Origin of the sequence: Moorena sp. SIO4G3 (assembly GCF_010692305.1) — a bacterium.
GTDB classification, from domain to species: Bacteria; Cyanobacteriota; Cyanobacteriia; order Cyanobacteriales; family Coleofasciculaceae; genus Moorena; species Moorena producens_A.
The window spans coordinates 1-11,867 of sequence record NZ_JAAHIG010000279.1 but is presented as its reverse complement, the minus strand read 5'-3'; the positions used below and the strand labels follow the sequence as shown (position 1 = coordinate 11,867).

Sequence of the window (11,867 nt, the reverse complement as noted above, 5' to 3'; positions counted from 1 at the left end):
TGCCCTGGGGTAGGGTAAACGGGAACTCTGTCTGCATCATGTTGTAGGAAATAGGGAACAGGGAACAGGGAACAGGGAACAGGGAATCGGGAATCGGGAATCGGGAATCGGGAATCGGGAGGGTGGGGAGATGGGGAGATGGGGAATCGGGAGGGTGGGGAGATGGGGAGATGGGGAGATGGGGAAGATTTTGCTTAAGGGTAATTATCCTGACATGATGATATCAGACAGATTCACCAAGCTGGCCAATCGGTTTGGTAGGCACTGCCTACCTGACACCCTACACCCTACACCCTACACCCTACACCCTACTCCCTACTCCCTACTCCCTACTCCCTACTCCCTACTCCCTACTCCCTACACCCTACTGCCACTTACCGTTTTCTACGCTTACCCCTTCGTGGACAATTTCGAGGGTTTCAATGGCTAATTCATTGGAAGTAGCATCAAGGCTTGGACCTGTCCACTTAACTGGCCAACAGTTAATCAGGTTCCAGCGCACTTTTTCATTTCCGGCATCATCCCAGAGGACGATAGACATATTTTTGCGATACTCGGAGGGGTCTTTCGCGGTTGCTACCTTGGTTCGCCAGTCCCATAATTCCCTGTCATCAGTAATGCCGCGACTGAGAGTAACTTGGGAGAGGGTGAGCATACCAGGGATTTGGCGCATATTCAGCATTCTATCGGTACCCTCTCGATAGGTGCTAATTTCCTGAGTGGTGTCTATCCCTGAGCAGCTTCTGAAACCGGCGCGGGTGATACCATCGATTTCTACTTTGAAGTTGTAACCTCTGTATGGATCTTTTCGAGAAAATACCATCGTCAAAAACCTCCTAATATCTTAATAATTGGTAATGTAGGACTTACGAAGTTTAGTTGGTTTTGCCCCCCTAACCCCCCAATTTTGGGGGGAATGATGTCAAAGTCCCCCAGAATTGGGGGATTTAGGGGGCTTTGCGTAAGTCCTGTAACCCTGACCTATGCTGCTACTTTCACACCACTAGCACCGAGAATAATACGCACAGTGATCAATTCACTAGGAATAGCAGGTGCTAAACCAATTTCTGTGACCACCATCCCTGCTTCTCTTACTTCTGGTGGGTTCGTTTCAGCATCACATTTAATGTAGAAAGCTGTTTGTTCTGTTGGTCCTTTAAGGGCACCTTGCTGCAGTAAGTCTTCAAAATAGGCGGTCAACTCTCGCTCAATCCGTACCCATAACTTCAGCTCGTTTGGCTCAAAGGCCAGATCTGCCAGGTTCAGTTCCAGCCATCTGCCCACTGTCAGAAATAGCCGCTTTACGTTGACATAGATCCAATTTGCCTCGTCGCTGAGGGTACGTGCTCCCCAAACTCGAATACCTCGTCCGGGAAAAGCACGCAGGCAATTAACCCCAAGGGGATTGAGAATGTCCTGCTCGCGATTGGTCAGATTGAACTTTAGATCCACTATTCCTTCGATAGTTTCGTTGGCTGGTGCTTTGTGAACGCCAAATTGTTGATCGCTACGGGCGTAAACTCCAGCAATGTGACCACAGGGGGGCATCCAGTCGGGACCGTTTTCAGCTTTAATCCAGGGATAATACAAAGCACCGTTTTTGCCTCGCAGTTTCGACCTTTGCTCTTTTACCCTCTCTAGAGACTGAGTCACTTGTACTGCTACTGGAGGGAGCGAGTCTAAGATGGCAAAGCGATCGCCAAGCAGATCACAGTGTTCTAAGATGACATTCTGCATCCTCAACACGTCATCCTGGTCAGGGTTTCCTCGCATTAGATCTGGCACACAGACCAAGTCGATTTCATTCAAGGATGCGATCGCTCCTAGTCCTCCAGTATCATCTCCCGGTCCTCCCAGTGCTTCTGTCAGAGAAACTCCGTCTTCTAGCCGCACAACCAAGCACAAGCTGCCACCATTCTCAAAGAACCCACGCACAGCATAAGCTAGGTAACCGTCAGCTAGAGGCTGACCAAAGGTTTCTGTGAATTGAGACCAGAGGGTAAGTGACTGCGGGGAGTTAATTGGTCCAGTCTCGGCAAACCCCAGGAATACAGGTACACCTGTGAACAGTCCAGGGGCTGGTTTAGGGAATATCTCCTCTCGGTAGACACCTGGTGTGAGTTGCTGGGAAGTTACCATACTTTCATCTTCCTTTGTCTGTACTCCCTACTCCCTACTGGCCTAGCTACCACTAGGTCCTGCCCACTGGCTCAGGCGGAAGATCACAAATTCAGCTGGCTTGGTCACTGCTACACCAATTTCTGTTACCACCTGACCTAAATCTCTGACTTCTGGTGGATTGGTCTCTTCATCACACTTGACGTAAAAGGCTTCCTCTGGTGTATTCCCAAATAAAGCCCCTGTACTCCAGACATTGGTCAGGAAAGCATTAACATTGCGGGTAATCTGCGCCCAAAGTTCAGGATTATTGGGTTCAAATACCACCCACTGAGTACCTTCGTCAATAGATTCCCGCAGATAATTGAACAGGCGGCGGACGTTGATGTATTTAAACTCTCCATTGGCATCACCACCGATGGTGCGTGCTCCCCAGACTAGAATATTGCCATTGAGATTACGGATGCAATTGATGCCTTGAGGGTTGAGTCCATCCTGCTGGGCTTTGCTGATGTTGTACTTCAGACCCAATGCTCCTAATATTGTTTCATTCGCTGGGGCTTTGTGAACTCCTCGTTGTGTATCGACGCGGGCATAGAGACCGGCGATATGACCACTGGGCGGCACATAGATTCCACCATCCCCTTTGGGGTTCTGTGTCTTAGTGGCTGGATCGAAGACTTCAATCCAGGGGAAGTAAAAAGCGGCATAATCAGATTTGCTAGGTACATTGCCATCCCCCGGTTGCATGGTCTTCCAAGCATCATCCAAATTTTCCTGACTATCCAAGATTGCGAAGCGATCCTGGGTCCTCTGTTGACAGTGAGTGATGATGGCATCGCTAACACTGCTGTCAGTAATGCCAGGGGCGGCAACGATAGCAATTTCGTCAATAGGCTCAAATGTATTTTCTAGGAAGTCAGCCGTAATCTCACTCTGTTGTGCTGCCCGCACCACGTAGCAGCGAGTACCACCGTTGTTAAAGAATCCATAGACGGCGTGAGCTAGCTGACGCTGACCTGGATCGGTTGAGAAATCTCCAAAGAACTTCTTGAACTCACCAAAGTTAGTACACAGCTTTACCTCACCACTAGTAACAGGAGATGAAAAAGGCTTTGTAATATGAGCCGGATTATTGGTTGGATCTATGTCTTGGCTTGGGTCATAGGCAGGGTTTGGTTCTGGAACGTCTATCGAGTCCGGTACGACACCGATAAAACCTGCTGTGCTGGTCCCCACTCCCACAATTGGAGCAGAACCGGAGGAAACTTCCTCGACGTATACACCGGGCGATAAATAGGTTGGCATTTTCTCTACTCCTTGAATAAGTCAAATCAAAGGCTGGATGTGAGCAAAGCTCTCTAACTCTTCGGTTGAGATAACTAGGTGTTTACTAGTTTATTTACTCTGGTCAGAGAAAAATATTTAAAGCTCTCTAACTCTTCGGTTGAGATAACTAGGTGTTTACTACCCCATTTTTTCTGGTCAGAGAAAAATCTTGAATAGTCACTTGCCCTTGGTTCAAGTCTACAAGTTGAGAGGTTTCTTGCTGGTAGCCTTGGGCAACAACTTTAACTATAACCTGGCGAGGACTTGATGTATCCCTAGATGCTTCTAAACCACTCAGGAGATAGTTCCCATTGTTGTCAGTAAAGGTATACTCACCACTCCCCTCAATCTCGACTTTGGCCATAACGACAGCTTCATCGTCTGAGTTGTTGGTGACGTTACCCTCGAGAGCAGTTGGTTGGAAATAGAAATTAACAGTAGGTATCGCGATCGCACCAGTTTCTGGATCTCTTGACACCTCAAACTCGGTCTGATCGGATTCGTGATCAGAATCAGGCGGTATCGTTTTGATGGTTGGGTTAGCACTATAGCGAGTACCCTTACCTAGCAAGGAAGCCGTCAAGGTATATTTCCCATCAGGGAGATCCTGGAAGTAAAAATAGCCGTCAACTCTGGTACGAGTGCGGTCAGGTCGCTCGACCCTCTTTTCCCAGTCATCTCCGTAAAGCCCAGCTAGCAGATCTAACTTGCGTTTGAAGCTGTCGGGCATATCGGCAATTTCGACCACTGCTCCCGGAATCACCTGCTGAGTTTGGGCATCTTTAACCTGCCCAGCGATCGCGACCTGATGACGGATTGGTTCCAACCTGATCTGATTTGACACGATCAATACCCCCTTAGTCAACTATCTTGGTTATGGCTAATGGCTAATGGCTAATGGTAAATAGTAAACCAATCCCCAATCCGCAATTACCCAATCCTCATATCGGTTACCAAGGTTCCTGCCTCAACCGGATCATCGACTTCCACAGCCATAGTCAGGGTGTAGTTCAATGCTGGTCTTGGCTTTCCTCCCATTGCTTGCCAGAATTCCCCCAAACTCTGTAGGTTGCTCTGACTCAGACTAACTGTCCTGATCGGAGGTTCAATCCCCCTGAGGCTTCCCTGTAATACAGCCGCTGGAATTATACGATGACGCAGTAGCACTTTCATTACCTCCCCCAGCCATTGGTGCTCTTCTTGCTCTGGTCTTTGACGATTACCTGTACCTGTAAGAGCAGACCAAGCGGTGATTAGGTAAGAGCAATCCACTCGCACTGGATTACGCCTTTTGGTCGCCCTACCGTTACTGCGTTCTGTTGACCAGGTGGTGTTGCGTAACTCCAGATTCTCACGCACATCGTAAAGAAAGAGATTAATCGCTGGCTTGACACTAAAATCCTTGTCAGGTGTGGCAAAGCTAATCGTAACTGACGAGATTAGGTCAGGAGGGAGTTCGCCCTTGAGCAATTCCTCCAACGTTTTATCCAGGTCGTGAATCATCGGATTTCCTCACTCAATGCGTAGGTCGCCAAATCATTCGCCAACTGGCTGAGGTCAATCGGCAATTTAGCTAACCCAAGTATCAACCTTAGAATGCTTTCTGCCCCTTAAGTCTTCTCCGTAACAAAAATACATACAACTTATCAGTACTTAGTGAATCATTGGCACAGTTATTTGAGTTATTACGAATCATGACATTAGCCTTGCATACTGAGCAAATTCACCCTCTATTAACACTTTTCCCATCTTCTGATACTCTCGCCGGACTGCACGAAGCAGGTGATTCATCTTGACAATTCCACCATCATCTGCTGCTATAAAAGCAGCAGCCAGAGCAATATTACGAATATTGCCCCCAGCAATCTCGCAGTGACGGGCGATAAAATCTAAATCCAGTTCCTCGGAGCGAGGTACACGACTAGGCCAGATTTGCTCCCAGATCCGGCGGCGGTCTTTGAGATTAGGAAAAGGAAACTCAATAATAAAACGTAACCGCCGGACAAAGGCATCGTCCATATTAGTGCGTAGGTTGGTGGTCAAAATCGCCACTCCTTCGTACTCCTCCATCTTTTGCAAAAGATAGCCAACCTCAATATTGGCGTAGCGGTCATGGGCACTGCTGATTTCAGAGCGCTTGCCAAACAGGGAATCTGCTTCATCAAACAGGAGAATGGCGTTGGCATTGGCAGCAGCTGTAAAAATGCGATTGAGGTTTTTTTCTGTCTCCCCGATATACTTACTGACCACTTGGGACAGGTCAATCTTATAGAGGTCAAGCTCTAATTCGTGGGCAATAATTTCCGCTGCCATGGTTTTACCAGTCCCTGGTGGGCCGGAAAACATCACATTCAGTCCTCTGCCCAGGGAAAGCTTGCTCTGGAAGTCCCACTCTTCCCACACCAGCTGTCGATATTTAGCTTGATTACAAATTTCCCGCAACTGAGCCTTTTGATTAGTTGGCAGGACAATATCATCCCAACTGTACTTAGGCTGAATCTGACGTGCCAATGAACCTAGTTCATGACCAGATTGGGCACGAGCTGCTGCAAATAGTTCCGACAAGGTTGGGTTTTGAAGGGAGTGTGCGAGGTGGGGAGTGGGGGGAGTGGGGGGAGTGGGGGAATAGGAAATACTGCTATCCTCATCTCCGGTCTCTAGAGGCTTTTGGGCAATGCGCCAACGGGCTCGATTACAGGCATCGATAACGGCATCGGTAATTTGCTCGGAATTGAGGCGGAAGCGATCGCATAAAGCATCTAGCTCTGGTCTGTCTAGGGAAATACCAGCTGCGGTTAGTTGATTCTGCCAGCACCAGCGACGAACAGTAAACTCAGGGATGGGAAAAGGAACAGTAACTATTCCGATTGCGATAGTTTTCTCTGGTCTCCAGGGTTTTTCACCAGGGAGGATAGTAATTCCTTGATGGTCTGCTATGATTCTTAGCAGAGATAGATATTGACTGAAATTCTCCGAACTTTCTATAGTTTGTTGTAGAGTTTCTAGTCCTTCTAGGTAAAGCAAAGCCTTCTGAAACCAGGCTTGACGGTAAGCTAGTTTCAGGGTTAGCTCCAAGTCAGCTTTGGATTCTACAATCCGAGTTAAATTTACGGTTAGCAACGGTGCTTCCACAGCCCTGGCCAGAGCTTGGGCGGCACGGTGTTTACCACTAGTATCTGCACCCTCAAAATACAGTCCCAGGGGTTTGCTTGCTTGCCAATCTTCGACAACTATTGTTAATAAAGCCTGCTTTACTTCCTGATCCAAGGGCAAGTCTTCCAGGGAAATAGTCGGCTCAAGTAAGGTCGAGAAGGGTTGTAGTCGCTGATCTAATCCTGTTTCTCCCAAAAGCAGAGCCAGGACTAGCCCATCCAGTTTAAGATTGTGAGCCAGCAGAGTAGGCTGGAGCTGATTAGGGTCAGAGACCAGGTGTAGTAGACTATGACGTAGGAGAGGAGCTTCTGGGGTAAAGTGACTACGGCGCGCCAGTTTCGCTTCCCCAGTTGGACAGAGCAGATTCAGGACGAGATCCACAGTGGGTCGTTTACACCGGATATCGTCTTGGAGATAGGTGTAGATTCGTTCATAGCGCCGGTCTAGTTCCGGGGCGAGTGCGATCGCAATAATATCGACATCAAAAGCAGAGAGGGCAAAGGTTTCTTGCAGCCATGCTAGAGATGAGCCTTCCAGGATAGCATCAGAGGGGAACTCCTGTTCGGTTTCTGTATCTACCTGCAATACTGGTGTTCCTGGTGGCCATCTCAGCAACTGTTCCACTTCTGCCTGGTCAACTTGCATCCCCCGATAGGGATTAGTTGCAGCCATGGAACCATAGGTAACTTGGGCAGCGGCTAAAGCTTGTTCTAGCAGTCCGTCTAAGCGCTGTAACAGCAGAAAGAGTTGCTGAAATTGGGGGTTGGGAGGGAATACCTGGGTTTGGTTAATCATGGATTATAGCAAGGGAACAGGGAACAGGGAACAGGGAACAGGGAACAGGGAACAGGGAGCAGGGAGCAGGGATAAGTAGAGTCAGAATAGGGAAGACAGAAAACATCATGTGTACCTCATTAGGTTAAAAAACGCTATACTGGCTCAGCTATTGCTTTAATCTGCTAGTAGGGTAGGGTGGGCAAATAATGAGAGTTTGGTAATTAGATCAGTTATCATGTCGATTTGCCCACCAGAGTTGAGCGATTGACCGTAGGTCACGCTTCGCGAACGCACTTTGGCAAAACCAAGGGTTAGCGCGAATCCACGAGTAGGGGCGCACCAAAGTAGACCCAATCATCAATATAAAATCTAAAATCGAAGTTATAGCAATTCGTGTAGGAATTGTGGGAATTTTACTCCCGACTCCCTATTCCCTGTTCCCTATTCCCTATTCCCTATTCCCTATTCCCTATTCCCTACTCCCTTTGCATATGTATCAACAAACCGATCCACCCCGACCCCCGAAAGAAATCCTACCCACAATGTATGATCTACCTAGCGAGGAAAAGGAGGATTCAGGATTGCCAGATCAATACCATATATGGCAAGCAGACTTACTGGAAAAAACGTTTTTCCCCCCCAATTATCCTAGAAACCAAATTCTCGTTGCTAGCGATCTGAATATTTACTACAATCTGAAACATCCTACTTGGTATAAACGTCCCGATTGGTTTGCTGTCTTGGGAGTAGATCGTTTGTACGAACAAAGAGAATCCCGCTTGAGTTACGTGATCTGGCAGGAAGGAGTAGCTCCTTTTATTGCCATCGAATTACTTTCTCCTAGTACACAGAAAGAAGACTTAGGGGAAGTTACGCCCCAAGCCAACCAACCCCCAACTAAATGGGAAGTCTACGAACGGATGCTACGGATTCCCTATTACGTGGTCTTCGATGGTAATAGCAATAAACTGCGCTTGTTTGAGTTAGTGCGCAACAGCTATCGGGAAGTGATTCTCAACGGTGAAAAATTCTGGCTTCCAGAAATAGAACTAGGTTTAGGATTGTGGTCAGGAAACTATCAAGAGTTAAACCGACTTTGGTTGCGTTGGTACGATGCAGCAGAAAATTGGATTCCTACACCGGTTGAGAAAGAAAGACAGCTAGTTGAACAAGAACGTCAACGTGCTGAACGAGAACATCAACGAGCTGAACGTCTAGCAGCTCAATTGCGAGCAATGGGTGTAGAGCCAGAAGATTGAAGGGTGCATCTCATATTTGTAAATCTATAACTAAAAGAAGTGTGGGGAGGGTGGGGAGAGGGGGAGATAGGGAGATTAGGAGATGGGGGAGATTTTTATTCAGGGTAAATGTTATAAAATGATATTAGCTTTCTATTGCCGAAGAGTGTTTTTTAAAAATTAGGGTAGGGTGGGCAAATAACGAGAGTTTGGCAATTAGATCAAATATCATGCCCATTTGCCCACCAGACAAGAGCGTACGCACTAACATTAAAAACTCTTCGGAGCTGTTTCCTACTGTTTCCTGTTCCCTGTTCCCTGTTCCCTTTTAGCATCAATCCTATGTTCATAACTCAAATAAAAATGCTATAGCCCACCCTACAAAATATAAAATAAAAATGCTATAGGACTCCATAGTTACAGTAATAACCAGGCAAATAAATTCTTAACTGTAAGATTTAGCTCACTTACAAAAGATGGTACAGGAAGTAACATATCGGGTTGATCGAATACCTCAATTTCTTGTTTAGAATGGTAAACAAACACAGTTTTTTCCTCTGGGTCAATCAACCAACCGCTCTGGGTTCCATGCTTGAGGCAATGAAGACTATTTTTGGTTAATTTTGTGTGACTTTGGTCTGGAAATAAGATTTCAATAGTCCAATCTGGAGTCAGGTTAAATACATTGGCAATTTCTCCATTATCATCACAGGGAATTCGGTTCCAAAGAAATACTGAAATGTCAGGTATTATTGAGCGACCCCCAAAGGTACAACGTAATTCAGGAAAAGCGCAAGCAATTTTTTTAGGTTTTACCAAACTATTGATTGCGGGTATTAGTTCTCCTTGAAGACGACTATGTTTTCCTTGAGGCATGGGCTTGGGAATAATTTTTTCATCAAGGTACTCACTAGCAGGCTTTGTTTCCGGTAGTTTCAGAAACTCCTCCAATGTCAGTATTTTAGGTTGTGCTTGTACCATTTCAGGGTTGTCTCCAATTGTGCCAGTAGGGGTAGGGTGGGCAAATTTTGATAATTTGATCATCTCATCAGCTCTGATGCCCATTTGCCCACCCTACAAAATCAGGCGATCGCACTCAACGGCGTTCTCCTCGACTTCACTACCTTTATTGTGTCATATCATCGGTTTGTTGGGTTTTGTTGTCTCAACCCAACCTACACTATTCGCGTACCCACTTTCAAGCGGACATTCACCGGTGCGTTACACTTCATTAACGCACTCTACAAGAGCTTTGATATCCCTGATATATTCGATTATTAATAAACGTAAATAGTTCAGGGTTTCGACATAGTGTTTCATTTTCGGATAATCAAAGTCTTGTGAAAAATACCATTCAGTAAATTTAGGGATTTCTACTAGTTTGATTTTCTGTAATTCATTACTAATTTTTTTGGCATTTTCAAATGAATTATCATTAATAACTTGAAAGGCGTATCCTCTAATAGTATCGGTTAATATTTCAATAATCCCTAATATACTAACGTCTTGATTTTCTTCCCATCGGGAAATTTTTGCTCTTTCTCCCTGAGTAGCTTGATAATCAATGAGCAATTGATTTAAGATTTGCTCAATATATCCTTTGGCTGTTATGGTATGATCAGCTTTGTTGGAAATATCTAAGTTTGGCATGATTTTTTTAAGTTTAGCCGTAATAAATAATTTTGTTGTCTCTTTCTATAGCGTTTATTGCATGTATGAGGTACAATTATCAAGCTCAAAGTCCCCCTTTTTAAGGGGGATTTAGGGGGATCTCTTTGTACCTCATGGGAAACAGAATTGCTATATAAGAAATTCAGTTCCTTTATTCCATCTCAATGCCCCATTCGGTAATTGGGTGGGAGCAGGTCTTGCGTTGCAGAACAAAAGTACTATGTCCCATTAGCGGAAGCAATTACCCATGAGGGGGCTATAGATAATGTACAAATATTCATCCTGGACATGCTCCCCCTATTACCTATTACCTATTACCTATTACCTATTACCCAAATTTAGTACTAATGTTGCTGCATAAGTGACATGCTCCCAATTGGGTTTTTCGCGACCCTATCACACTACGTTCAGTAGACCGAAAACTTTTCTCCCAAAGGGTGATCGCACTTTGAGCGACTACCGCCAACCTTCCGGATAGTCAGGTAGGGGTAGGGTGGGCAAATTTTGGGAATTTGATCATTTCATCAGCTCTGATGCCCATTTGCCCACCCTACAAGATCACGCGATCGCACTTTTTCTGCTAGGGCATCAAGTCTACCAGCCGCAACATCTGTCTCAAATTGTCGATCCCAATTTGCTGCATCAAATTCTGCAAACCAAGCCCGAAATTTGGCTAGATCCTCCCTATAAAGTTGACTGACAGCACGTTCAATTTCCCCTAAGTCACTCTTATTCATAAGCCCTAATTTTTGACAGATATATTCAAATTATACCGGGGACTACTTATTTTTTGGCATTGCTGAGGGGCGGGATGAATAGGAGTGGGGTGGGCATCCTGCCCGCCGGAAGATTTTAACGGGCAAGATGCCCATTCCACGGCAAGATACCCGTTCCACAGTAGGGTTGCCCGTTCCACAGTAGGGTAGGGTGGGCAAATGATGAGAGTTTGGCAATTGAATCCGGAATCATGTCCATTTGCCCACCCTACGGAATGCTATTAAGGTGTTAGGCTTTAGAGAAAGATTTAGTTAAGTATTTTATCATCGAGCCATTTCTCTATAGATTCAAAATTCTTCGGGTTAACTTTGTAGGTTTTATTCTGTTTAACCTGCTCTTCGTAATTGCGACTGTTTTTTTTGTCAATACTAAGTGTAAAATCATCATTTAATTCTATCATTAATCCAGTTTGTTCTAGCCATGATGTCTGAGTACGCTTGTTTAATCTAAAAATAGACACATTAGGCTTTCCACCTCCTCTTGTGATTTCTCTATTAAAATCTGATATCGTGTCTTCTACCCTTTCTTGATATTTTTTAAAGATATTTTCTTGTTGTTCTAGCCACTCCTGTTCTGCTAATCTCTTAGCTTCTGCACTCTCTTCTGCTGCTTTACTTGCAGCTTCTACTTCATCATCACTCAAGGATTTGGTACTGCTGGGATCGTCAAAATTTATACTAGGATAAATAGATTCAGCGACATAGGGGATGTTGGCATGTCCAGTCCAATTTCCTTTCTTATCAAGGATGTGCCCAGCACTCTTCTGTGCTGTAATATCTACCAATGCATAATTCCCTGTACTTA

General features: G+C 45.5%; 13 protein-coding genes. 2 read left to right on the top strand and 11 right to left on the bottom strand.

The window, feature by feature from the left end:
• The first annotated feature begins 130 nt into the window (after positions 1-130).
• On the top strand, positions 131-430 hold the full coding sequence (locus tag F6J99_RS32845; RefSeq protein WP_293119321.1) for a hypothetical protein: 300 nt from the start codon (positions 131-133) through the stop codon (positions 428-430).
• Here the strand turns inward: F6J99_RS32845 and F6J99_RS32840 are convergent.
• From F6J99_RS32840 to F6J99_RS32815, 6 genes are all read right to left on the bottom strand, one after another.
• The gene (locus F6J99_RS32840) at positions 365-823 is read right to left on the bottom strand and encodes a phage tail protein (RefSeq protein WP_293119319.1); all 459 of its coding nucleotides are present in this window, start codon (positions 821-823) and stop codon (positions 365-367) included. The genes F6J99_RS32845 and F6J99_RS32840 overlap by 66 nt on opposite strands.
• Positions 824-981: 158 nt before the next feature.
• Complete coding sequence (locus tag F6J99_RS32835) at positions 982-2,139, bottom strand: phage tail sheath subtilisin-like domain-containing protein (RefSeq protein WP_293119317.1); 1,158 nt, start codon at positions 2,137-2,139, stop codon at positions 982-984.
• Positions 2,140-2,181: 42 nt separating this feature from the next.
• The gene (locus F6J99_RS32830) at positions 2,182-3,426 is read right to left on the bottom strand and encodes a phage tail sheath subtilisin-like domain-containing protein (protein WP_293119315.1); all 1,245 of its coding nucleotides are present in this window, start codon (positions 3,424-3,426) and stop codon (positions 2,182-2,184) included.
• 148 nt (positions 3,427-3,574) lie between these two features.
• Positions 3,575-4,291, bottom strand: a complete 717-nt coding sequence (locus F6J99_RS32825) for a carboxypeptidase-like regulatory domain-containing protein (RefSeq protein WP_293119313.1) — start codon at positions 4,289-4,291, stop codon at positions 3,575-3,577.
• 86 nt (positions 4,292-4,377) lie between these two features.
• Entirely contained in the window at positions 4,378-4,950 is a 573-nt protein-coding gene (locus F6J99_RS32820) for a DUF4255 domain-containing protein (protein ID WP_293119311.1), read from the bottom strand.
• A 189-nt stretch (positions 4,951-5,139) separates the two neighbouring features.
• A complete protein-coding gene (locus F6J99_RS32815; protein WP_293119309.1) occupies positions 5,140-7,395 on the bottom strand; it encodes an ATP-binding protein in 2,256 nt (751 codons plus the stop codon).
• Between the two features lie 473 nt (positions 7,396-7,868).
• On the opposite strand from F6J99_RS32815, the gene F6J99_RS32810 reads away from it, so the two are divergent.
• Positions 7,869-8,636, top strand: coding sequence for a Uma2 family endonuclease (locus tag F6J99_RS32810; protein WP_293119325.1), 768 nt, complete (start codon positions 7,869-7,871; stop codon positions 8,634-8,636).
• A 396-nt stretch (positions 8,637-9,032) separates the two neighbouring features.
• On the opposite strand, the gene F6J99_RS32805 is transcribed toward F6J99_RS32810, so the two are convergent.
• From F6J99_RS32805 to F6J99_RS32785, 5 genes are all read right to left on the bottom strand, one after another.
• Positions 9,033-9,596, bottom strand: coding sequence for a Uma2 family endonuclease (locus F6J99_RS32805; protein ID WP_293119323.1), 564 nt, complete (start codon positions 9,594-9,596; stop codon positions 9,033-9,035).
• A gap of 240 nt (positions 9,597-9,836) precedes the next feature.
• Entirely contained in the window at positions 9,837-10,265 is a 429-nt protein-coding gene (locus F6J99_RS32800) for a hypothetical protein (protein WP_293119307.1), read from the bottom strand.
• A 545-nt stretch (positions 10,266-10,810) separates the two neighbouring features.
• A complete protein-coding gene (locus tag F6J99_RS32795; protein WP_293119305.1) occupies positions 10,811-11,023 on the bottom strand; it encodes a hypothetical protein in 213 nt (70 codons plus the stop codon).
• Between the two features lie 115 nt (positions 11,024-11,138).
• Positions 11,139-11,261, bottom strand: coding sequence for a hypothetical protein (locus tag F6J99_RS32790; RefSeq protein ID WP_293119303.1), 123 nt, complete (start codon positions 11,259-11,261; stop codon positions 11,139-11,141).
• A gap of 49 nt (positions 11,262-11,310) precedes the next feature.
• A partial coding sequence (locus F6J99_RS32785) for a hypothetical protein (protein ID WP_293119301.1) occupies positions 11,311-11,867 on the bottom strand: 557 nt, incomplete at its 5' end.